The organism is Rothia sp. HMSC069D01 (genome assembly GCF_001810135.1).
Taxonomy (GTDB): domain Bacteria; phylum Actinomycetota; class Actinomycetes; order Actinomycetales; family Micrococcaceae; genus Rothia.
Genome location: NZ_KV800093.1, coordinates 1 through 23239, shown reverse-complemented (window position 1 = coordinate 23239; position 23239 = coordinate 1). Strand labels below are relative to the sequence as shown.

General features: G+C 59.8%; 15 protein-coding genes and 3 tRNA genes. 9 read left to right on the top strand and 9 right to left on the bottom strand.

The genetic code is table 11. The features are described from left to right. Positions 1 to 49: 49 nt before the first annotated feature. The gene (locus HMPREF2710_RS02800) at positions 50 to 1639 is read left to right on the top strand and encodes an MFS transporter (RefSeq protein ID WP_246824516.1); all 1590 of its coding nucleotides are present in this window, start codon (positions 50 to 52) and stop codon (positions 1637 to 1639) included. A 176-nt stretch (positions 1640 to 1815) separates the two neighbouring features. Here HMPREF2710_RS02800 and HMPREF2710_RS02795 read toward each other — a convergent pair whose 3' ends face one another. From HMPREF2710_RS02795 to bcp, 8 genes are all read right to left on the bottom strand, one after another. Beyond that, entirely contained in the window at positions 1816 to 2460 is a 645-nt protein-coding gene (locus HMPREF2710_RS02795; RefSeq protein ID WP_070599414.1) for an MBL fold metallo-hydrolase, read from the bottom strand. Between the two features lie 9 nt (positions 2461 to 2469). After that, complete coding sequence (locus tag HMPREF2710_RS02790) at positions 2470 to 3561, bottom strand: S-(hydroxymethyl)mycothiol dehydrogenase (RefSeq protein ID WP_012903273.1); 1092 nt, start codon at positions 3559 to 3561, stop codon at positions 2470 to 2472. A 134-nt stretch (positions 3562 to 3695) separates the two neighbouring features. Continuing rightward, positions 3696 to 4769 carry an alpha/beta fold hydrolase gene (locus tag HMPREF2710_RS02785; protein ID WP_070599412.1) on the bottom strand — a complete coding sequence of 358 codons (1074 nt, stop codon included), beginning with the start codon at positions 4767 to 4769 and terminating at the stop codon, positions 3696 to 3698. 84 nt (positions 4770 to 4853) lie between these two features. Beyond that, complete coding sequence (locus tag HMPREF2710_RS02780; RefSeq protein WP_070599407.1) at positions 4854 to 6260, bottom strand: YihY/virulence factor BrkB family protein; 1407 nt, start codon at positions 6258 to 6260, stop codon at positions 4854 to 4856. 261 nt (positions 6261 to 6521) lie between these two features. Continuing rightward, positions 6522 to 8003 (bottom strand): malate:quinone oxidoreductase, encoded by a 1482-nt coding sequence (locus HMPREF2710_RS02775; protein ID WP_070599405.1) that lies wholly within the window; start codon positions 8001 to 8003, stop codon positions 6522 to 6524. Positions 8004 to 8316: 313 nt separating this feature from the next. Then, a complete protein-coding gene (locus tag HMPREF2710_RS02770) occupies positions 8317 to 10488 on the bottom strand; it encodes an ABC transporter substrate-binding protein (protein WP_070599404.1) in 2172 nt (723 codons plus the stop codon). A gap of 149 nt (positions 10489 to 10637) precedes the next feature. Then, positions 10638 to 10719 (bottom strand) — tRNA-Leu (locus tag HMPREF2710_RS02765). A 200-nt stretch (positions 10720 to 10919) separates the two neighbouring features. Next, on the bottom strand, positions 10920 to 11396 hold the full coding sequence (gene bcp / locus HMPREF2710_RS02760) for a thioredoxin-dependent thiol peroxidase (protein WP_049342150.1): 477 nt from the start codon (positions 11394 to 11396) through the stop codon (positions 10920 to 10922). Between the two features lie 199 nt (positions 11397 to 11595). On the opposite strand from bcp, the gene HMPREF2710_RS02755 reads away from it, so the two are divergent. Then, positions 11596 to 11668: transfer RNA gene (locus HMPREF2710_RS02755), tRNA-Lys, on the top strand. Positions 11669 to 12217: 549 nt separating this feature from the next. Here the strand turns inward: HMPREF2710_RS02755 and HMPREF2710_RS02750 are convergent. Next, the gene (locus HMPREF2710_RS02750; protein WP_070599402.1) at positions 12218 to 12757 is read right to left on the bottom strand and encodes a hypothetical protein; all 540 of its coding nucleotides are present in this window, start codon (positions 12755 to 12757) and stop codon (positions 12218 to 12220) included. A 461-nt stretch (positions 12758 to 13218) separates the two neighbouring features. Between HMPREF2710_RS02750 and HMPREF2710_RS02745 the strand changes: the two genes are divergently transcribed. The 7 genes from HMPREF2710_RS02745 to HMPREF2710_RS02715 all read left to right on the top strand — a co-directional run bounded on the left by HMPREF2710_RS02745 (position 13219) and on the right by HMPREF2710_RS02715 (position 23126). Beyond that, a complete protein-coding gene (locus tag HMPREF2710_RS02745; protein ID WP_070599400.1) occupies positions 13219 to 15021 on the top strand; it encodes an acetolactate synthase large subunit in 1803 nt (600 codons plus the stop codon). Further along, positions 15021 to 15521 (top strand): acetolactate synthase small subunit, encoded by a 501-nt coding sequence (ilvN, locus tag HMPREF2710_RS02740; RefSeq protein WP_049342147.1) that lies wholly within the window; start codon positions 15021 to 15023, stop codon positions 15519 to 15521. The genes HMPREF2710_RS02745 and ilvN overlap by 1 nt, the downstream gene beginning before the upstream one ends. A gap of 265 nt (positions 15522 to 15786) precedes the next feature. Beyond that, a complete protein-coding gene (gene ilvC / locus HMPREF2710_RS02735; RefSeq protein WP_005505530.1) occupies positions 15787 to 16815 on the top strand; it encodes a ketol-acid reductoisomerase in 1029 nt (342 codons plus the stop codon). Positions 16816 to 17026: 211 nt separating this feature from the next. Further along, positions 17027 to 17099 (top strand) — tRNA-Lys (locus HMPREF2710_RS02730). A 592-nt stretch (positions 17100 to 17691) separates the two neighbouring features. Then, positions 17692 to 19236, top strand: coding sequence for a methionine--tRNA ligase (gene metG, locus HMPREF2710_RS02725; RefSeq protein WP_070599397.1), 1545 nt, complete (start codon positions 17692 to 17694; stop codon positions 19234 to 19236). Positions 19237 to 19601: 365 nt separating this feature from the next. Then, entirely contained in the window at positions 19602 to 20369 is a 768-nt protein-coding gene (locus HMPREF2710_RS02720) for an ABC transporter ATP-binding protein (RefSeq protein ID WP_012903286.1), read from the top strand. Positions 20370 to 20372: 3 nt separating this feature from the next. Next, positions 20373 to 23126 (top strand): ABC transporter permease, encoded by a 2754-nt coding sequence (locus HMPREF2710_RS02715; protein ID WP_070599395.1) that lies wholly within the window; start codon positions 20373 to 20375, stop codon positions 23124 to 23126. Positions 23127 to 23239 lie beyond the last annotated feature (113 nt).

The window sequence follows — 23239 nt, the reverse complement described above, 5'->3', positions numbered from 1 at the left end:
TCCGGGCTGCTGTTATGGCATGTCCGGCGGCTTATTCGTGAAAGAGATGATGACCTCGACACCTCAGGACAGGGCACCGAATTCAACGTATCGTGTGGAACCTTCGGCTGATGCGCGCGCTAACGCATCCGCACCGGAGGTTCCTCCGCGCACCATGAAGGTGGCACCCGCCTCCGATTCGCCGGATAAGTCGTGTGCTTCGGGCACGGGTATTCCAACGGTTCCGGGTACGTCCTTGACGGATGTGGTGCGCAGTAACGACCACGTGTTGCAGGAGTTGCCGCCGCGACCGGTTCCTACTGCGGATGAGGTTAATACGAACGCCTCGGTGCCGGATATTTTGCGTCAGCATTGGGCGTTGTTCCTGCGTAACGGTAAGGAGCAGCGTTACCATCTGCGCGGTGTGCTCCGTGATGAGGGCTTTGCCCGTAATGTGTTGACGATTCTGTTCCATATTCCGGCGGCTTCTTCGGCGTTTGCGCTGTATATTCTGTTGGCGAGCCACCTGGGTAGTGTGCATGATGGCGGCTATGCGGTGGCGGCGTTTGCTGGCGCGTATTCGGTGCAGATTATGCTCGGCCCGATGCTGGTGCGTGCCCTGGGTTTGAGGGCGTTGCTGGCGATTACGTCGGTGCTGAATATTGCTGCGGTGCTGAATATGCTGGTCATTGGTTGGCGTTTGACGGTTGACCCGAATAACGTGAGTACGACATACCATGCGCTCTCTTGCGTGGCGATGGGTTTTACGACTCCGCCGTGGACGCCGTTTGCGTTGGAGTCGCTGTACCGCCGCAACTATAAGTACAGTGATGTTCGCTTGTCGACAGCTGTTTCTTGGGGGACGACGGCGAACCTGTCGATGTACCCGCTGGCTGCTCTGCTGGTGCGGCTGGGCGATGCGTACCTCACCCCGAATCATGAGTATGCGGGCTTCTGGATCACGATGATTCTGGATGCGCTACTGTTCATTGTGGTTCTGGCCGCGCCGATGTGGCTGCCGGATATTTCGCGTATTCGCATGTCTCCGCCGAAGAATCTGGTCCGTCCGAATAAGCAGACGGTGGTGTTGATTCTTGGTCTGGTGCTGCTGGGTGCGTGTATGGGCGCGGTCGGTTCGGGTCTGCTGGGCTTCTCGCTGATTCACGGTTCGATGAACCTGTTCATGGCGATGGTTGCGACCGGTACCGGCGCGATGGTGCTTGTGTCTTTCCCCGTGGTTTTGGGTGCCCGTTCGGTGAACCCGTGGCATGGTTGGTTGGTGAGCGGCGTTCTGCTGATTATGGGTGCCCTGTATTTGCCGGCGAGTGATGATACGTCCACGATTTTCTATGCGTTGGTGCTGTGTGGTGCGGTGCTGGGTGTGGCGTTTGGCGGTCATGAGCTGTGGCTGAACCGTTCGCTCAAGCATATTCCTGATGCGCAGGCGAGCTTCTTTACCCGCTCGATGCTGGGTATTGGTCTTGCGATGGGTAGTATGTGGGGCGGCTATATGGGTGACGCTCCGTATTACCGTAATGCGTTTATGGTGCCGGTGATTATTGCGACGCTGTATTTTGCGTTGGGTCATTTGTACGGCTACCTGTGGCGTTCTGAGCATGAGGAGCAGCTGACTCCTCTGTCTGAGACGGCACGTAGCTAGTTCGGCGTGTGGCTAATTCAGTGCACTGCTAATTCGGTGCGCGGCTCGACCGAACGCATCTGAGCTTGAGCGTTGTGAGCGCATACTAAAGGCGGATGCCCTGCCACCTTCTGCAGGTGGTGGGGCATCCGCCTTTTTGTGTACCGGTTTTTACGCCTCAGCGTGAGGCTACCGGTTTAGTGACCGCGCTTGATCCATGCCGGAAGCTCGGGCGCCTCCAGACCAATGCCGGTGCTGTCGCCGTGGCCGGTGAGGACCGCGGTGGACCCGGGCAGGGTCAGCAGGCGGGTCGAGATCGACTCGATGATGGTGTCGAAGTCGCTGTAGGAGCGTCCGGTTGCGCCGGGGCCGCCGTTGAAGAGGGTGTCGCCGGAGAAGACGACGCCTTCGCTGTTCTCCCAGCTGAGGGTGGGTGCGTAGAAGCACACGGAGCCGGGGGAATGGCCGGGGGTGGCGAGGACCTTCAGCTCGGTATCGCCGATGCGCACTACATCGCCGTCAGCCAGTTCGTGGTCGAAGTCCCAGGAGGGGTACACCATTTCCCAGAGCACACGATCTGCGGGGTTCAGGTAGACGGGTGCGCCGAAGCGTTCTGCCGCCTCCTTTGCGCTGCGGATGTGGTCGTCGTGGGCGTGGGTCAGCAGAATCTTCTCCACGGTGCGGCCTGCGACGGTGCGGGAGATCTTGTCGACGTCGTGGGCGGGGTCAATGATGATCACGGAGGAGTCATTGCCGATAATCCAGACGTTGTTGTCAACATCCCAGCAGCCGCCGTCCAGCGAGAAGGTGCCGGAGGTGACGACTCGTTCAATACGTTCCACGCTACGGTCCTAGAGTTCCACGACCGAGCGCAGCACGCGGCCGGTCTTCATGGTTTCGAATGCTTCGTTGACGTCTTCGAGGCGGATGCGCTCGGAGACGAAGCTGTCCAGGTCGAGGCGGCCGAGCAGGTACTGGTCCACGAACTCGGGGAAGTCGCGGGAGGGCAGGGTGTCGCCGTACCATGCGCTCTTGATGGAGCCGCCGCGGCCGAAGACCTCATCCAGCGGGATGTCCCAGGTGGCGCCGGGTGCGGGCACGCCGACGAGGACGACGCGGCCTGCCAGGTCGCGTGCCTCGAATGCCTGCTTGAAGGTGGGGGCGACGCCGACAGCGTCAATGACGAGGTCTGCACCGAAGCCGCCGGTGAGTTCCTTGATAGCCTCAACGGGGTCGACCTTGGAGGAGTTCACGGTGTGGGTTGCGCCGTGCTCGCGTGCGCGTGCCAGCTTCTCTTCGTCGACGTCGACGGCGATGATGGTGGTTGCGCCACCGAGCTGTGCGCCTGCGATTGCTGCGGTGCCGACGCCGCCGCAGCCGATGACTGCGACGGATTCGCCGCGCTTGAGTTCACCGGTGTTCAGCACAGCGCCCAGACCTGCGGTGACGCCGCAACCGAGCAGACCGATGGCTGCGTACTGTTCGGGGCTGATGTCAGCGGTGATCTTGGTGCACTGGCCAGCTGCGACGAGGGTCTTCTCCGCGAAGGAGCCGATACCCAGTGCGGGAGTGAGTTCGGTGCCGTCCTCGAGGGTCATCTTCTGGGTTGCGTTGTGGGTTGCGAAGCAGTACTGCGGCTGGCCCTTGCGGCATGCGCGGCATTCGCCGCAGACTGCACGCCAGTTGAGGATGACCAGGTCGCCGGGGGCGATGTCGGTGACGTCATCGCCGACAGCCTCGACGATACCTGCGGACTCGTGGCCGAGCAGGTAGGGGAAATCCTGGCCGACGCCGCCGGTGACGTAGTGGTGATCGGTCTGGCAGACACCGCAGGTGAGGACCTTGACGAGGGCTTCGCCCTTGCCGGGGTCGGGTACGTTGATGGTGGTGACGGTGACGGGTGCGTCCTGGGAGAGGGCTACGACAGCCTTAACCTTGTGCATGCTGCTCCTTTTGCTGGGCGCGGTTGAGCCTCAACCGCAGATAAAGGTTTTTTGATACGTTCCCATTATAAGAGCTAAGGCATACCTGATGCACCCCGGGGCTGAGCGTGAAGCCCCCAGGGGAATGTGACGTTTTATGACGTCGCCGCCTCCACCTCAGCGGCGAAGGCGAGCGCACCGCGTCGGAACGCGCCCGAGGTCAGGGCGTTCACATGGTCGCGGCCGGGCAGGGAGATGAAACGGTTGAGCGGATTGTCGTCACGAACCATGTCGTAGAGTTCCGCGCCGTCGGCGGCGATGGTATCCGCGTCACCGAGCACAACCGCAATGGGCGCGTGCGGATGCGCACCCGGGTGACCAGCGGGCAGGTCCGGGGAGCCGGCACGCAGGGCGGGCACGTCGAAGAACGGACCGAAGGGAATCCGCACGAACTTCAGTAGCGCGTCGGGCTGAACGGGGGAGTTGTCAATAATCGAGGTGAAGGACGCAATCGCCTCGTCGGTGGAGTCTGCCGCGGGGGTTTCTGCGCTCGCCGTGACGCTGGTGCCCTCGTGCGCTTCGAGCATGGCGCGCAGGGTGATGAGGTGGTCGTGTAGGGGCAGGCCACCGAGGGTGAGGGAGGCGACCGCCTCCGGGTGGGTGAGGGCGAGCTCCCAGCCGACGCGGGCGCCGAAGGAGAAGCCGATAACGTGCGCGCGCGGTTCCAGTTCAACGCCGAGGTCGTTCTCGGTGGCGACGGTGCGCAGCAGCTGGGCGAGCATGGTGGTGAACAGGTGCATGGGGGTCTGCGGCTGAGCTGCCACATCGACAGAGGGCATTACATCAACGGAGGGCGCCGCATCGACAGAGGGTACAGAATCGAACGGGATCGTGCCGCTACGCACTCCCGTGTTGTCGGGGAGCTTGCAATCGATGGCGTGCATGGACTCGGGGTCTTTGAGGTATTCGTCCGAGTGGTAGGGCAGGGCAACGATTAGCACGGGGTATCCGGCGCGCAGGTATTGGCGAATCCAGCTGGTGCCACCGTAGAGCTGTTCGCCGCGGGTGGCGAAGCCGTGAATCATGAGGGCGGGGATGCGGCTTTTGAGCTGCTGCGGCTGGTAGAGGGTGTACTCGAGGTCGGGGAGGGTAACGCTGGGCGCGGCATCATTGGGCGTAGCGGCACTGGGTACGGCAAAGGGCGCGGGAGAGAATTCTGCACTGGTCATATGTCTATCTTAGTGACCAGCGCAGGGTTTCTGTCCTGCGCCCTTAATCAGGTTGAAGCGGTACGCGCTCAGCTGAGCTGCCGTTTAGTTCTTCTTCGCCGCACCGTTCGAACTATCGGTGCTCAGGTCGAAGAGCGCATCCTGCTGAGAGTCAGCCTTTGCGTTCGCATCTGCCTTTGCCGCGGTTGCCTCAGAAGCCTGAGCCCCAGAAGCCTGAGCCTCGGCGGTATCAGCCTTCGCCTGCTTCTTCTGCAACTGTTCCTTGCCGTTGTCGAGTCGTTCCTTGCCGTCGGCAATGAACGTGCGAATCATGGTGGTGTTAGTGTCCACCGCCTTCTGCACGCGATCCGCAATGGAGGGGCCCTTCGGCTTGGGGAGCATGCCCTGGCCTGCCGCCTGCTGCTGCAATTCGCGTCCGGCGGACATGAGGCGTTCCTGGCGTGCCTTCAGTGCACGCGATGCGGAGGTGCTGCGCGGCTGCACCTTCAGGTGGCCGTGGTCGTCATCGCCAGCGATAATCTGGCGCATGAGCATGATTTCGGCGTCCAGATGCGCGCCGAAGAGAAGCATATTGTTCATGATCCAGATGAACAGCAGCATCACAATCACACCACCGATCAGGCCGTAGGTGGCGTTGTACTTGCTGAAGTTGTTGGCGTAGAGGGTGAAGCCGAATGCGCCCAGACCCATGCCGAAGAGGGCGAGTGCCGCACCGGGGGAGAGCCTCCATGCCTTGTAACGGCGCACGTTCGGGGTGGCGGCGTAGAGTAGAGTGATCAGGGCGATTGCCATGAACAGAATCAGCACCCAGCGGCCGTTCAGCCAGATGAGCTTGATGAGCTCCATATCCACGGTTTCGGGTACATACCGACCGACCATGTCCAGGACGGTTACACCCAGCAGCATCATGAGCATCATGAGTACCACGAGGATGATAATCACGGTGGTGACGAAGACGTTCAGCGGCTTGAGAATCCAGCCGGGGCGGCCTTCACGCACGTTGTAGACCGTGTTGAGAGCTCGGCCGAAGGATCCGGTGTACCCAGAGGCGGACCAGAGTGCACTGAGGATACCGGTCAACAGCACCAGGCCTGCGCCATGGTCGCCTGTAATCTGCTTGATGGGGTCTTCCAGAATGGCGTACATCTGGGCGGGCGCGTTGTCCTTGAGGAAGGCGAGGATGACCGCGGCGCTTTCCTCACCGTGACCGAATACGCCCAGTAGGGAGACGATTGCCAGCAGGGCGGGGAAGATGGACAGCACGGTGAAGTAGGTGAGTGCTGCCGCCATGTCGGTGCCGCCGTTTGCGCCGAATTTGTAGATGGCACGGCGCAGAATGTAGAGGATGCTGCCCTTGGGGAAGTCGCGCAGCTTGACGCTGACGTACTTGGGGTCAGCGGGCTTCTGCTTGCGGGAGAAGAGTCCGCGTCGAGCTCCGGCGGGTACCTGGGTTGAGGAGGTGTCCGTGGAAGAGCCGGTGTGTGCAGCCAATGGGGCTCCTTGAATGATGGGGTGTACACAGTGGTGCGCCTATGAGCTTCAGTGTGTGGGCGCACAGAAGGGGCGAGGAGAACAATGAGCTGTCCTTCCCGCCCCTGCGGTGACATTATAGGGTTTTCTAACCCTCCCGCATTTTTCTGCGAGTGCAGATAGCTGACCTGTCGGTCAGTTAGAGAGGGTAACCGCCCCGAAAAGCCTCAAAAAAGGCTTGTCAGCTAGGGTATAAAGCTACCTGCTGAGCCTAACTGAAAACTAGTTGTGAATACCCAGAACCTTAGCGGTGTGAGCCATCAGCTCATCAGCCAGGTCGTGGTTATCGTTGAGCTTCACACCGTAACCGGGGATGAGCTCCTTCAGGCGAGGCTCCCAACCGGCAATCTTGGAGGGGAAGCACTTAGCCAGCAGGTTCAGCATAATCGGAGCCGCGGTGGAAGCACCGGGGGATGCACCCAGCAAAGCCGCGATGGAGCCGTCCGCTGCGGAGACAACCTCGGTACCGAACTGCAGGATGCCGCCCTTCTTCGCGTCCTTCTTCATAATCTGGACGCGCTGGCCAGCCTCGATGAGCTCCCACTCGCCGCCAACAGCCTCCGGGTAGTACTGGTACAGCGACTCCAGGCGTGCGTTCTTGTCCTTGACCAACTCGGAGAGCAGGTACTTGACCAGGGAGAGGTTGTCGATGCCTGCGCGGGTCATCGGGTAGATGTTGTGCGGGCGCAGGGACAGCGGCAGGTCCAGCAGGGAGCCCTGCTTCAGGAAGTTGGTCTTGAAACCTGCGTAGGGGCCGAACATGAGGGCGCGCTTGCCGTTCACGTAGCGGGTGTCCAGGTGGGGGACAGACATGGGAGGAGCGCCCACCGAAGCCTGACCGTACACCTTAGCGTTGTGCTGGTTTGCGGTTGCCTCGTGGGTGTTGCGCAGGAACAGACCGGAAACGGGGAAGCCGCCGTAGCCCTTACCCTCTTCAATGCCGGACTTCTGCAGCAGGTGCAGGGCGCCACCGCCGGCACCGAGGAAGACGAACTTCGCGTTGATGGTCAGCGGCTCTTCCTTGTTGATGCGGTTGATAGCGTCAACGATCCAGGAGCCGTTGGACTCGCGGTTCAGGTTGGTGACCTGGTAGCCGTAGCGAACCTCAACACCCTTGGTCTGCAGGTAGTCAATCATCTGCTGGGTGAGGGCGCCGAAATCAACGTCGGTACCTTCGGGGGACCAGGTCGCTGCAATCGGGTCGTTACCCTTGCGGCCGTTGACGGTCAGCGGTGCCCACTCGCCAATCTTCTCGCGCTCGGTGGAGAATTCCATGCGCTCGAAGAGCTTCTCCTTGCGGAAGGAATCGTAGCGTGCAGCCAGGTACTTGGAGTGATCCTCACCAAAGACCAGGGACATGTGGGGAACCGGGTTGATGAAGTCTGCATTGCCCAGAATCTTCTCTTCAACCAGGGAAGCCCAGAACTGGCGGGAAATCTGGAACTGCTCGTTAATGTTCAGCGCCTTAGCTGCCGAGACGGTGCCGTCGGGGCCAGCGGGTGCGTAGTTGAGTTCGCACAGCGCCGAGTGGCCGGTACCTGCGTTATTCCAGGGGTTGGAGGATTCCTGAGCGGCCTTGTCGAGGCGTTCGAGCAGGACGATGTTCCAGCTCGGTTCGAGTTCCTTGAGGAACACACCGAGGGTGGCGCTCATGATGCCGCCGCCGACCAGGACGACGTCGGTTCGTTCAGTACGTGCTACCACTGAATTCTCCCTTAGGGGTGCGGGTGCCCGGCCTGGGCACAGTGAATGTGGGGTACATCATCTAGCCTACTCCTTTTAGCGGGGTTGGCATAGCCAGAATCCACAAAACGAGAGAGAGTGTTGCAGTTCATATCAATAAATCTCTTAGGGTCGAAAAGACCCGTAATCGCGCGCATTTGCTACACCCACTGGCAACAACCCAAAAGCACCCTCAGAAGCACCCGCCCACCGGCTCCCCGAAAGCCACCAAAAGTAGCAAAAGGGGCACACCCCAACCGGGATGCACCCCTCACCAAGCCATCAAATATACAGGCTAAGACTTACGCAGCTTACCGAACAGCTCAATCGCATTCTGCTCCGTCTGATAGCCCTGAACCTCACGGCTCACCGCCACCTTAGACGTCACATTCAGCAACGGAACCGCCGGCATGAACTGACCCAACTGAGACACAACCTTCGCATACAACTCGCGCTGCGAATCCACCGAATCGGCAGAGTCCGCGGTACGAATCGCCTCCAAAATCTCAGTAAAACGAGGCGACGGCGCCACCGCCACAGCAGTAGGCTGCGGCGAAGGCGACGCCGACGGGCTCGGCGAAGCCGAAGCCGAAGCCTCCTCCTCAGGCGTCAACGGGTCCGGCGAATAACTCGGCTGCGGGCTCGGAGTCGCAGAAATCCGCACATTCGAATTCGCACCACCCGACGACGGCACCTCAGAACTCTTCTTTGTCAAACCAGTCGTCATATCCGACGGCGCATAAGCAATCAACGAACGCACCTGATGCTCAGCAATCAGCGGCGCCAACACCGGACCAAAGAACGCATACGGGTCACGGTACATGCCGTAGAAACCCGCCAAGGTAATACCGCGCTCAGAAGAAACCTCACGGCTCTTCGACAGATACTCAGACCACGGCAGAGGCACAGGCTTAATATTCAGACCCACCTCAATCAGCGAAGCCACCATCTCCGAATACACCTTCTGCGGAGTATCCATCCACGGCAGAGACACATCGGCAGGGTAGTAACACTCAATCACCTGATTGTCGTACCCAGCAGTCGCCAACAGCGAGCGCGCCATATCCTGATTACGGTCCGTGTAATCCTTCGCGTCATCAGCCTTAATGCGGAACGACGGCGAAATCAGCGTCTGCGCATCTGAGGTGCCCTGCGGATAATACTGACGTAGTGCACCGCGATCCACAGCATGCGAAATAGCGCGACGCACCGAAATATTCTTCAACACCGGATGCGCCGTATTCAGGCTCAAATACACCAACGAGAACGGGTCACGGCCCGGCGTCTGATAACCATCACGCGCCAACTGACCCAGATCAGAAGAATTCACCTGATCACACGCATCAATGTGACCCTCCATCAGCGCAAAATAACGCTTATCCGACGACGTGAGGGTCGAAATCTGAATCTCATCCAGCTCAGGTGCCTGACCGTCAAAATGAGTATTCTTCAGCAGACGCACCGTGCCGTCCTTGAAAGAATCCACAAGGAACGCACCCGTACCCACCGGGTTACCCGTCAACTTCTGATCAGAACCAAACAGCGACGGGTCAATAATGCCGAACGCCTGCTGCGTCAAGATACGCGGGAACGCCAACGAAGGACGCGACAGCGTCACCACCACAGAGTTGCCCTTCGCCACCACCGACGAAACCAGCGGCAAGAACGACTGCACCGCAGACGACTGAGCATCCGCCTTCTTGCTGGTCTTCTTATCATCCGGCTGAGTAGCAGCATGAGCGCTCGCAGAAGCCGATGCAGAAGCAGACGCGCTCGGGGTAGCAGTAGCGGAAGCAGACGCGCTCGGGGTAGCAGTCTCAGAAGCACTCGCAGACGGAGTCGCGGCACCCGACGGAGACGCCTGAACAGGCGCAGGCTCCACCGCCGAAGGATCAATAGAACCCGGCTTCGGCACACCAAAACCCCACGCAAACAAAGGCTGAGCAGGCACCGCCAAAGCAGCAGTACCCTCACCCGTAGCCAACGCCTGCCACCTCTGGAAATTCTGCACCACAGCATCCGCAGTCAACGCAGCACCGTTACTAAAATGCGCCTCACGCAACACAAACGTATGCGTCAAACGGTCATTAGAAACCGTCCACGCACTACACAAAGAATCCTGAACCTCAGGATCACCCGTGTAATGATTCGCCACCAACAACGTCTGCAAAACCTGCGCCGTCACCTGATATGTACTCGCCACAGGAAACAACGCCGGATCCAAACCCAACGGAGCAGCACCCTGCGCAAAACGGAACACACGACGCGCATCAGCAGACGACGCGCTCGCACTCGCCGAAGAACCAGCAGAAGACTGACCAGAACACGCAGAAAGTGCCAAACCAGCACTAAAAAGCGCGCCAAAACGCAAAACGGCGCGTCGACTCAAGCCACTCGAGCCGGCAGTGGCTCGCAACAGCGCATCAGAATTGCCAACAGCTGACGATGCATAAGGCTGATGCTGCACGGGAGGGTCCTCTCTTCCGTCGCGGATGCTTATCTCTCAGGATAACGGTTCAACACCCAACCGGGCGAGACACACCCACCCCGGTAAGGCACATACAAGAAAACCCGCCGCCACGAAAACCGTGACGGCGGGCCCAATGTAAATGTGTGTGCGCGAGGGGGGACTTGAACCCCCACGCCATAAGGCACAGGAACCTAAATCCTGCGTGTCTGCCAATTTCACCACTCGCGCGCAGCGTCACCCCACATCCGAAGATGCATGCGTCTGAGGCAACAAGAAATTAGTGTACACCAGGAACCAAGGTTCTCCAAGCCTTAAAAGAAGCGCCCATAGGGCAAAAAGCCCGCAAACACGCCGAACAACAGCCCCCACACGGAGGTGCTACACAGCGCCGCCGCCCCTCGCGCTACCCGAGCACAGAAAACACGACCCTACTTCGGGTCAATACCCAAATCACGACGCAGCTTCGCCACATGACCCGTCGCACGCACATTGTACTGAGCCACAGAAATAACACCCTGCTCATCAATCACAAACGTCGAACGAATCAGGCCCTCATACACCTTGCCGTAATTCTTCTTCTCACCCCACGCACCATACGCCTCAGCCACCGCATGATCAGCATCAGACAGCAGCGGGAACGTCAACGACTCCTTCTCCACAAAACGGGCAATAGCCGCCGGCGAATCCGGAGAAACACCCAACACCACGTAACCCAACGACTTCAACGACGCCAAATTATCGCGGAAATCGCACGCCTCCTTAGTGCAACCCGGAGTAGAAGCCTTCGGGTAAAAATACAAAATCACCTTGCTGCCCGCATAATCACTCAAACTATGAGTAACACCAGCCGAATCAACCAGCGAAAAAGCAGGCGCCGGGACACCCGGCTCAAGACGAACGCTCATCAATAACTCCTCAAAACAACAATAGGTATCAAGAAAAGGGGAGGGACGCGGGCGCGCCCCGTGCAATACACACAGTCTAGTGTCCCACACACCCCACCCAAATAATGTGTCCAGGCTCACCCTGAATCAACTTGCGCACACCATGAAAACTCGCGTATAGTATTTTTCTGTTGCAAGGGAAACCTTGAAAAACAAATAAGCGCCTCTAGCTCAATTGGCAGAGCAATTGACTCTTAATCAATGGGTTCTGGGTTCGAGTCCCAGGGGGCGCACTTCACAGGAAATCCCGCTGATTCTTCGGAATCGGCGGGATTTTTGCGTTCCCTCGTGAATACAGTTTTGAGGGGGTGTAGATATTTCCCCTTGCTCCTACAGGGGACCTGTCCTCGCAGAGCTCGGACACCCTGATGTCGCGGCGGGGAATATCTATACCCCTGTGTGTCTGTGGTTCAGGGGTTCGTGGAATCCCGCCGGTTCGTTGGGGTGCGCGGGGGTTTCGTGTGCGCCCCGTGCCTAGCGAACTGTGGCGGGGGAGGGCTGTCGCCTTTTTGGCCTGTTGCTTGGTGGTTGGTGTTTTGCGTGTGGGCGGGGGAGAGCTGTCGCTTTTTGCCTCTTGCGAGGTAGCTAGTCAGTTGCGCGCAGAGGCGTCGGTGTCGTCCGTAGCGACATCAGGGTGCCCGAAGCGAAGCGAGGGCGGGTGCCCCTGTAGGAGCGAGGACGTGCACCGCCCCTCAAGCGTCCAACATAGCCAGGTGTAGGCATGCGAAAGCCCGCCGCAACCCCAAAGGGTTGCGGCGGGCTTTCCACACGAAAAGTCTCAATTACAGGACCGGCCAAATCCGCGTCACAAACTCGCGGAAATCCTCCACGTCCTTACCCTGCTCCAACAAGCCAACGCCAAAACGAGTCGCAACCTCAGCATTATCCTCAAACGACAGATAAAACGAGCTACCATTCACCGACTCGATTGTCACCGCATCATCACCCACACGATACGCATGCAGCGCATTCGTATTATCAATCGTCGTAGCCGTACCCGCAGGCGTCAACGCCGGCAAATTCACCGGAGCAATAATCACCTCATCAGGCGCATCCTGATAACCCACAATGAAATGCTGCTGATCAGGAGACTGATGCAACGCCAAATCAGGATTACGGTAAACCGCACGGCCCGTCGCATACACCAAATTGTATGCACCGTAATTAATAATCTGCTCGTCAAAAACCGGGTGCAGAACCCGAATGAGTTCCTCACCCGTCAAAAACTCGCTACTCTCAACAGAGTTACGGGGGTCGATAACCTCTGCGTACTTACTTGCTTCGGTCAGCTCATCAGCGACCGTGATAATCGGTTCGGTCATAGCATCAGTCTACCGGGGCAACCAACGAAGGTCACGAGTATTCGCACATATTACGCGCCATGACGTCCAAAAATGCGAGTTTTTCTCACCTGTTCAAATGAACACGTGGGAATGTGTAAACAAGTGCAATGTGTCCACATCATGAAAGAAAGTATCCGACCTGCGCCTTTATGAACAAAAACGGGTGTGTTGCCCGATAGAGATTTGACTCACCCCCTCTTGGGGCGCACCATAGAAGGGTGAAGACAGCAATGTTCCAGCGAATTCTAAACCTTGTCGACGTCGCCTAGGGCGAGTGGCAGGGTCTATTCACTGCGACTGAGCGCCCCTACCGCTACCACCAACAGCGAGGGGCATTTTTTATAGCTTGGTACCCCCGGGCATAGGATGCGTGAGGATCACACAAACCCCACGCAGAACATTGAGTACAACGAAGAACCATTAAGACACGAGGCATTTCCATGACTATGGGATTTTCCACTTCTGATGACGCGGCAAACGCTCCCGCAGAACGCATGACCGGTTCTCAGGCAATCGTCCGCACCCTCGAAGACCTGGGTGTGACTGACGTATTCGGCCTGCCTGGTGGAGCCATTCTGCCGACCTATGACCCCCTGTACGATTCCAAGAAGGTCCGCCACATCCTGGTCCGCCACGAGCAGGGTGCAGGCCACGCCGCTCAGGGCTACGCAGTGTCCAGCGGCAAGACCGGCGTGTGCATTGCAACCTCCGGCCCCGGCGCAACCAACCTGCTGACCGCAATCGCAGACGCAAACATGGACTCCATCCCCCTGGTTGCAATCACCGGCCAGGTGTCCACCAAGCTGCTGGGCTCTGACGCATTCCAGGAAGCTGACATCGTCGGCATGGCGATGCCCATCTCCAAGCACTCCTTCATGATCACCGACCCGCAGGACATCCCCCGCGCACTGGCTGCAGCATTCCACATTGCATCCACCGGCCGCCCCGGCCCCGTGCTCGTGGACGTCACCAAGGACGCACAGGTCGGCATGATGGAATACCGCGGCATCCCCGAAGACCTGGAGCTGCGCGGCTACACCCCCGTCACCCGCGGCCACTCCAAGCAGATTCACGAAGCTGCAAAGTTCATCACCGAATCCAAGCACCCCGTCTTCTACGTCGGCGGTGGCCTGGTACGCTCCGGTGCCTCCGAAGAGTTCCACAAGCTGGCTAAGCTCATCGGCGCACCCGTCGTCACCACCCTCAACGCAATCGGCGCGTTCCCGGACTCCGACCCGCAGAACCTCGGCATGCCCGGTATGCACGGCACCGTCCCCGCCGTCGCCGCAATGCAGAAGTCTGACCTGCTCATCACCCTCGGCGCACGCTTCGACGACCGCGTCACCGGTAAGCTCGACTCCTTCGCACCCGAAGCTAAGGTCATCCACATTGACGTTGACCCGGCAGAAATCTCGAAGATCCGCTTCGCAGACGTGCCGATCGTCGGCGACCTCAAGTACGTCCTGCCCGAGCTGACCGACCTGCTCTCCACCGAGTTCGCACAGCAGCTGCCGAACCTCACCGAATGGTGGAACGAGCTCAACGCAATCCGCAAGGACTACCCGCTCGGCTACGAGAAGCCCAACGACGGCCTCGGCTCGCCCGAGTACGTTCTCGAGCGCATCAGCGCCCTCACCGGCCCCGACGCATACTATGTCACCGGCGTTGGCCAGCACCAGATGTGGGGCGCACACTACATCCAGCAGGAAAGCCCCCGCCACTTCATCAGCTCCGCAGGCCTCGGCACCATGGGCTACGGCGTGCCCGCAGGTATGGGCGCAAAGGTCGCACACCCCGAATCCACCGTGTGGATTATCGACGGCGACGGCTGCTTCCAGATGACCAACCAGGAGCTGGTCACCTGCGCACAGAACAACATCCCCATCAAGGTTGCCATCATCAACAACTCCTCCCTCGGCATGGTGCGCCAGTGGCAGACTCTGTTCTACAACGAGCGCTACTCCAACACCGACCTGAAGGACGGCCACGGCACCATACGCATCCCCGACTTCGTCAAGCTCGGCGAAGCATACGGCTGCGCAACCTTCCGCTGCGAACGCGACGAAGACGTGGACGCAACCATCAAGGCTGCCCTCGAAATCAACGACCGCCCCGTGGTCATTGACTTCACCGTCAGCCCCCACGCCCTCGTCTGGCCCATGGTCCCGGCAGGCGTATCTAATGACAAGATTTGGATTGCGAAGAACACTTCGCCCGAGTTCGATCGTGAGGGAGAGAACTAATGTCTCAGCACACTCTGTCCGTTCTGGTAGAAGATAAGCCGGGCGTTCTCACCCGCGTCTCCGGCCTGTTCTCCCGCCGCCTGTTCAACATCCTCTCCCTGGCTGTGGGCCCCACCGAAAACCCCGGTGTCTCCCGCATCACCGTCGTGACCGAGGGTGACGCTCACACCATCGAGCAGATCACCAAGCAGCTGAACAAGCTTGTTCACGTGCTGAAGGTCGTCGAGCTTCCCGCCGACTCCTCCACCCAGCGCGACCACATCCTGATCAAGGTCAAGGCAGACCCCGTAGTCCGCCTGCAGATCGTTCAGGCAGCTGACCTGTTCCGTGCATCCGTGATTGACGTTTCCCCCGAGTCCCTTGTCATCGAGGCAACCGGTTCTGAGGAGAAGCTCAACGCACTGCTGGACGTTCTCGAACCCTACGGCGTTCGCGAAATTGTTCGCGCCGGCACTATCGCCCTCACTCGTGGCCCCCGCGCCATGAGCGAACGTATCTAGCACAAAATACCTGACGCTACATTCCCGTAGCAGTTCTCCCGCCCGCACAACCGAAACACACGTATTCGCAGTGCGGGCGGGGGAGCGCCAGATATGGTAAACCCCGGTACAGTAAACCCCTGTACCCCCGACCATGCAGGGCACAAATACTTCCAGCCAAAATCTGAGAAGTACTCTCGTAAACCTGCACCCCAAAAGCTATCAAGTAGAATAGTCAATGTTGAGCCCAGCCTGGGCCGCATACCAAACTTACTGAGGAGAAGAAATGGCAGCAACCATTTTCTACAACGACGACGCAGACCTCTCCCTGATCCAGGGTCGCACCGTAGCAGTTATCGGCTACGGCTCCCAGGGCCACGCACACGCACTGAACCTGCGTGACTCCGGCGTGAAGGTCATCGTCGGTCTGTCCGAGGGCTCCAAGTCCCGCGCCAAGGCTGAGGCAGAAGGCCTGCGCGTCGCAACCGTTGCAGAAGCAGCAGCAGAAGCAGACGTCATCATGATCCTGACCCCGGACCAGGTCCAGGCAAAGGTCTACGCAGAGAGCATCGAGCCGAACCTCAAGCCCGGCAACGCACTGTTCTTCGCACACGGCTTCAACATCCGCTTCGGCTACATCACCGCACCCGAGGGTGTCGACGTGGCAATGGTCGCCCCCAAGGGCCCCGGCCACACCGTCCGCCGCGAATACGAAGCAGGCCGTGGCGTTCCCGCCCTGGTTGCAGTCGAGAAGGACGCATCCGGCGAAGCACTCGCACTGGCACTGTCCTACGCAAAGGCACTGGGTGCAACCCGTGCAGGCGTCATCAAGACCACCTTCACCGAAGAGACCGAGTCCGACCTGTTCGGTGAGCAGGCAGTTCTCTGCGGCTCCACCTCCCAGCTCGTCCAGTACGGCTTTGAGGTTCTGACCGAAGCTGGCTACCAGCCCGAAATCGCATACTTCGAGGTCCTGCACGAGCTCAAGCTCATCGTTGACCTGATGATCGAGGGCGGCATCGCTAAGCAGCGTTGGTCCATCTCCGACACCGCAGAGTACGGCGACTACGTCTCCGGCCCCCGCGTGATTTCCCCCGAGGTCAAGGAAAACATGAAGGCTGTCCTGGCAGACATCCAGAACGGCAACTTTGCAAAGCGCTTCATGGAAGACCAGGCTGCAGGCGCACCCGAGTTCAAGGAACTGCGCGCAAAGGGCGAGGCACACCCCATCGAGGCAACCGGCCGCAAGCTGCGCGAGCTGTTCTCCTGGAACACCGCTGACGACGACTACACCGAAGGTTCGGTCGCTCGCTAAGTGGTAGCTCAGCAATAGCTTTCTAAGAATCCGGCGTTCCACCTCTCATCCCGCACAGGGGAGGAGGTGGGCGCCGGATTCTTGCTGTTTCAAGCTGAACAACAACACTCAACAAATATGTGATGCATTTCATGCTTAATCGAGTTGCGGGCACTCACAAAATGCCGTATAGTATTTACTTGTTGCAAGGGAAACCTTGAAAAACAAATAAGCGCCTCTAGCTCAATTGGCAGAGCAATTGACTCTTAATCAATGGGTTCTGGGTTCGAGTCCCAGGGGGCGCACTTCACAGGAAATCCCGCTGATTCTTCGGAATCGGCGGGATTTTTGCGTTCCCCGAATTTTATGGTTTTTCTGGCTTGAGGTGCATATTATCCTCTTTGCTCCTGCAGGGATTGGGTGGGTGGGTACCTCGCGTCTCCCAAGACTACGGGGTGCGCTACATGTTTCCTCCGCGCCTACGCAGGGGCACCCGTCACCCGGACGCTCCGCCCCTCCTTGCTTCGCTGCGGAAGAGCGTCCGTGTGACACCCTGAGGGCGCTTCCGGAAAACGTAGCTTCCCGGTGGGCACGCCTATACGCAATCTGGCGGGTGCATGGAGGTTTCGGTGGCCTCCGTAGCGACATCAGGGTGCCCGAAGCGAAGCGAGGGCGGGTGCCCCTGTAGGAGCGAGGAGGGTGCCGAACCTCGAGCTAATCCCGCCGCGGGTGGTTCGTGGTTTGGGTGTGCGCCCCGTGCCTAGAGAACTGGGGCGGGGAGGCTGTCGCGGTTTAGCCTGTTGCGTGGCAGCCTCCACCCCGCAAACAATGAGCCACCGCGTATCAGAGTGTAACCCCGGTGAGAGTCGCGCCTAAGACTGCGGTAAACTGAAAGTTATGACTGCAACTCCGTTCTACATCACCACCGCCATCTCCTACCCCAATGGCAACCCGCACATCGGCCACGCCTACGAAACCATCGCAGCCGACGTGCTAGCCCGCTTCAAGCGCCTCGACGGCTTCGACGTGCGCTTCATGACCGGCACCGACGAGCACGGCCAGAAGATGCAGACCACCGCCGAAAAGCTCGGTAAGACCGCCAAAGAACTCGCCGACGAGAACTCCGCACGCTTCAAAGCAATGAACGACGCGCTGAACATCAGCTACGACCGCTTCATCCGCACCACCGACCCCGACCACTACGTCGCATCCCAGGCCATCTGGAAGCGCATGGAAGAAAACGGCGACATCTACCTCGACAAGTACGCCGGCTGGTACTCCGTACGCGACGAAGCCTACTACGCAGAAGACGAAACCGAAGTACGCGACGGTCAGCGCTACGCCATCGCCACCGGCACCGAAGTCGAATGGACCGAAGAAGAATCCTACTTCTTCCGCCTCTCCAAGTACGGCGACAAGCTCCTCGAACTCTACGCCAACGAAGGCTTCGTCTACCCCGAATCCCGCCGCAACGAACTGATTTCCTTCGTCAAGGGCGGCCTCAACGACCTGTCCATCTCCCGCACCACCTTCGACTGGGGCGTACCCGTACCCGGCAACGACAAGCACGTCATGTACGTGTGGGTCGACGCCCTCACCAACTACATCACCGGCCTCGGCTACCCCGACACCGACAACGAACTGTTCGCCAAGTACTGGCCCGCCGACCTGCACCTCATCGGCAAGGACATCACCCGATTCCACTCCATCTACTGGCCCGCATTCCTGTGGTCTGCCGGAATCGAACTGCCCAAGCGCGTGTTCGGCCACGGCTTCCTGCTCGTCAACGGCGAGAAGATGTCCAAGTCCGTCGGTAACGTCGTCGACCCCGCAAACCTCGTCGACGCGTTCGGCCTGGACGCGGTGCGCTTCTTCCTCATGCGTGAAGTGTCCTTCGGTCAGGACGGCTCCTACTCCGAAGAGTCCATCATCAACCGCATCAACTCCGACCTGGCAAACAACCTCGGCAACCTCGCCCAGCGTTCTCTGTCCATGGTCGCCAAGAACTGCGGCGGTGCCGTCCCCGCCCACGGCGAATTCACCGAAGCTGACCGCCAGATCCTCGACCAGGCGGCAGCCCTCTACGAGCCCGTCCGTGCAGACTTCGACGAGCAGGCATTCCACCGTGCACTCGAGCGCATCTGGACCGTCCTCGCAGACACCAACGCCTACTTCGCAGAGCAGGAACCCTGGACCCTGCGCAAGAACGGCGAACTCGACCGCATGAACACCGTGCTGTACGTGACCCTCGAGGTCGTACGCCAGGTTGCCCTGCTGCTGCAGCCCGTCATGCCCGACGCAACCGCCAAGCTGCTGACCCTGCTCGGCGTACCCGAAGGCGACGCACGCCAGTTCGCAGCCCTCGGCACCGCGCTCGTGCCCGGCACCGAACTGCCCGCACCCGCACCGGTGTTCCCCCGCTACGAAGCACCCAAGGCATAACAGTTGCTTCTGCAATAGCGAATAGCGTATGAAAGCCCTCGGCTTCCCCACCCAGATGGGGGAGGAGCCGGGGGCTTTTTCGCATACATATATAGGTGTAGGCGCGGGCAGAGAAGCGAGGTAGGGATACGGGGGGTAGGGGTGCGGGGTAAGGACGCAGGGTGAGAACACCGGTTGAGCGACCACTCATACTTAAGGATGATGCCGGCGCCCCACCCAGCCCGCCTCAGGCTCACCTCAGCCCGTGGAATGAGTGGGGAATCTTCGCATCCGCAGGTCAAGACCCGGTGAACACCCGCCAAAATCAACCTGGAGGATGAGAAAAACCCTGTAGTCAGCGCCATACTGCGTGAAATAATTGAACTATGACTACGACAACTCCTCACGCACAGACGGCACAGCCCGCCGTCTCCGCACGAAACCTTTCCAAAACCTACGGCATGGGTGAAGCCACCGTCCACGCCCTCAACAACGTCTCCGTCGACTTTGAGCAGGGCAAGTTCACCGCTATTATGGGCCCCTCCGGCTCGGGTAAGTCCACGCTGATGCAGACCATCGCAACCCTGGACACCCCCGACCCGAACCCGGCAACCTCGATTCGTATTGGTGGTACCGAGCTCTTCGGTCTGAAGGACAACGCCCTCACCGAATTCCGCCGCGAACACATCGGCTTCATCTTCCAGGCGTTCAACCTGGTGCCCACCCTCACCGCGGGCCAGAACATTGACCTGCCCCTGGGTCTCGCCGGTAAGAAGCCGGACCCGCAGTGGCGCGACTACCTGGTTAAGACCCTCGGCCTGGAAACCCGCCTCGACCACCGCCCCGAACAGCTCTCCGGCGGTCAGCAGCAGCGCGTCGCCATCGTGCGTGCACTGCTCGCACGCCCCGAAGTGGTCTTCGCCGACGAACCGACCGGTAACCTCGACTCCAACTCCGGCGCCGAGGTGCTGCGCCTGCTACGTGCCGCCGCAACCGATCACGCACAGACCATCCTCATGGTCACCCACGACGCAAACGCCGCCTCCTACGCAGACCGCGTGGTCTTCATCAAGGACGGCATGGTCGCCGGCGAAATGATCGAACCCACCTACGACGCCGTGCTCGGCGCAATGGCACAGCTGGAAGGTCGATAAGCCGTGGCAACCACACTGAACACGGTGGCGCGCTCCAATCTGCGCGCCTCCAAAGGAAAATACATTCTCACGGGCATAGGCATCGCGATCTCATCCTTCTTTATCGCCGCCATTATGATGCTCACCAACTCGTTGCAGGCGACCGTCAATTCCTCCGTTGGTGACGTGCTCTCCCGCGCCGAGGCGGTCGTCGCCTCCGCCGCTACAACCAGCGACGGTAAAGACAGCACCTCTATCTACCTGACTCGTGACCAGATTCAGAAAGTAGAAAAGAGCGACCTGCTCTCCGGCTACTGGGTACAGTATGCCGTTTCAGGTGCGCTCGGTACCGGCGATCAGAAAACCCTCGTGCAGTACAACCAGCTGCCCGCCGACTCGAGCCTCTTCCCGTACAAGGTGCAGGGTAAAATCCCCAGTAGCGACCACGAAATCATGGTCTCTACCTACTTCGCGAAGAAGCACAACCTCTCGCTGAACGGCAAGGTCACCAGTACCGACGTTGTGGAATCCGTCAGCGCCCCCGGTACTGATAAGACCGCCGAATACACCGTCGTCGGTCTGTTCGACCCCGGTTTTGAAGGCTCCACCACCAATCAGGCTGTCTTCATTGGCGGCACCAGCCTCGGCGAAGCCACCCTGAAAGCAGCCGAGACAGAAAACAAGAGCTCCGCGGCAGGCTACCGAAGCATGGCTGGCGCGAACCTCATCTACCTCAAGTTCAAGGACGGCGTAACCGACGCCAAACTCAAGAGCCTGCAGGATACCCTCAGCAGCGGCGACACCAAGAACGACCCGCGCGTCATGACCGGTCAGAAGCTGCTGGAAGACTACCAGAAGACCATCTCCACGGTCTTCACCTCCATTAGCGTGGTTCTGGGCGCCTTCGCGGCACTGGCTCTGCTGGTCTCCTCGTTCGTCATCTCCAACACCTTCGCGGTGCTGGTCGGCCAGCGCATCCGTGAACTGGCTCTGCTGCGCACCCTCGGCGCCCGCGGCGGCTCCCTCGTACGGATGCTACTCGTCGAATCCATTACCGTGGGCGTGGTGTTCTCCCTCATCGGTGCACTGCTGACCTTCCCGGTTGGCGCGCTGGTTGGTGCGAACCTGACCACCATCATGATTTCGTACTCGATTACCCCGATCCTGGTGAGTGTGCTCCTCTGCACCCTCGTGACGGTTCTGGCGTCGCTCTCCCCGGCACGAAGCGCCCTGCGCATCTCGCCCATCAGCGCGATGAGCGAGCACACCAACCTTGAGGTGCGCAAGCCCGGCAAGGTCGGCCCGATCCTGGGTCTGGTCTTCGGTGCCGCAGGTATCGGTCTGACTATGCTGGCTCAGAACCAGGGTTCCGGTGAGGGAGCCGGCAATAAGGCCATTGCCTTCATGATGGGGGCCGCGCTGCTGCTCGGTATTGCGGTCTTCCTCCTCACCCCGCTGGTGCTGCCCCCGCTGGTACGTGCCCTCGGTAAGGTCACCCGCACCCAGACCGGCAAGCTCGCGCTCGCCAACGCGCTGCGTTCGCCCAAGCGCACCGTCTCCACCGGTCGTGCCGTGCTGGTGGGTACCCTGGTTGTGTCGACTGTGCTGACCGGTTACTCGGTGCTGAGCGCCTCGCTGACCAAGGCCCTGGACCAGCAGTACCCGATTTCTGCGCAGGCGAAGTACAGCTCGTATGACCAATCCGAGGCTGCCTCCACCGTGACCAAGGCGGAGGAAATCGCCTCCAAGGTCAAGGGTATTAAGAACGTTCAGGCATCCGCCGTCGGTTACGCAGCCGGTGTGGTTGACTACACCGTCGAATACGAGGGACAGACCGCCAACCAGAATTCCGACCTGGTGGCGCTGAGCTCCTCCGATTTGAAGGCAATCCTGCCGGGCGAAAACTCGAACCTTGCGGATGACACCGTGCTCGTACCGCAGGGCCTCTGGAAGTCCGCTGGATTGAATGAGTCCAGTCGTCTGAAGGCACACGGCCCGCTCGGCGAAGTGGAACTCAAACCCGTCAAGTCCGCAACCAAGCAGAACCTGCTGATCGTCAACCCTGCCACCGCCGCCAAGCTGCAGGACGCCAAGAACCCGCAGAAGGTTGCCAACCCCGCCGCTGAGGAAGCTCAGAAGCGCATGGAAGAAGCAATCGCCAGCGGTGACCAGGAAGCTCAGACGAAGGCAGCACGTCTGACCGTCACCAGCCAGGCAACCGGTAACGACACCGTCGTTCTGGTGCGCGCCGCCTCCCCGCTGACCAGTAGCGAGAACGCGACCCTGCAGGCTGACCTGAACCGAGCCAGCCCGGACAGCTCCTTCACCGGTGGCTTGCAGGAACGTCAGACCTACGACCAGTTGCTGACCGTTATGCTGACCTTCACCCTGGTGATGCTCATGCTCGCAGTGGTCATCTCGATTATTGGTGTGGCGAACACGATGACCCTGTCGGTCAACGAACGCCGCCGCGAGAACGCGATGCTCCGCTCGCTGGGTCTGTCCCGCAAGCAGCTGCGCCGTATGATTTCCATTGAGGCGATTCTGATTACGCTCGCCGCAGTGGTGCTCGGTATGGTTTCCGGTGCGGTGATTGGTAGCCTCTCTGCGCAGATTATTATGTCTTCCATGAGTGCTTCCGCCCCGCTCGTGCTTGACCTGCCGTACGTCTGGTACGTGGTCATCCTCATTGTGGGTGTGCTTGCCGCGATGCTGGCTTCGGCTCTGCCGGCGGCTCGTTCGGCTCGCATGTCCCCGGTTGAGGGTATGCGCGGCTAACCCGCTGTACCTGGCATAGTCACAGTATCTGGCGAACCCGGATACTCGGCGTGAGAAAGCCCCGGAGGGTGCCTCGATCAGTGAACTGCGCCCCGAAACTTGGACGCATTAAA

What these genes read in the sequence shown, in the direction of transcription:
- metG (WP_070599397.1), top strand. Translation starts at nt 17,692, where the DNA reads ATGACTGCAACTCCGTTCTACATCACCACCGCCATCTCCTACCCCAAT.
- HMPREF2710_RS02790 (WP_012903273.1), bottom strand. Translation starts at nt 3,561, where the DNA reads ATGCACAAGGTTAAGGCTGTCGTAGCCCTCTCCCAGGACGCACCCGTC.
- bcp (WP_049342150.1), bottom strand. Translation starts at nt 11,396, where the DNA reads ATGAGCGTTCGTCTTGAGCCGGGTGTCCCGGCGCCTGCTTTTTCGCTG.
- HMPREF2710_RS02720 (WP_012903286.1), top strand. Translation starts at nt 19,602, where the DNA reads ATGACTACGACAACTCCTCACGCACAGACGGCACAGCCCGCCGTCTCC.
- HMPREF2710_RS02745 (WP_070599400.1), top strand. Translation starts at nt 13,219, where the DNA reads ATGACTATGGGATTTTCCACTTCTGATGACGCGGCAAACGCTCCCGCA.
- ilvN (WP_049342147.1), top strand. Translation starts at nt 15,021, where the DNA reads ATGTCTCAGCACACTCTGTCCGTTCTGGTAGAAGATAAGCCGGGCGTT.
- HMPREF2710_RS02785 (WP_070599412.1), bottom strand. Translation starts at nt 4,769, where the DNA reads ATGACCAGTGCAGAATTCTCTCCCGCGCCCTTTGCCGTACCCAGTGCC.
- HMPREF2710_RS02750 (WP_070599402.1), bottom strand. Translation starts at nt 12,757, where the DNA reads ATGACCGAACCGATTATCACGGTCGCTGATGAGCTGACCGAAGCAAGT.
- ilvC (WP_005505530.1), top strand. Translation starts at nt 15,787, where the DNA reads ATGGCAGCAACCATTTTCTACAACGACGACGCAGACCTCTCCCTGATC.
- HMPREF2710_RS02800 (WP_246824516.1), top strand. Translation starts at nt 50, where the DNA reads ATGACCTCGACACCTCAGGACAGGGCACCGAATTCAACGTATCGTGTG.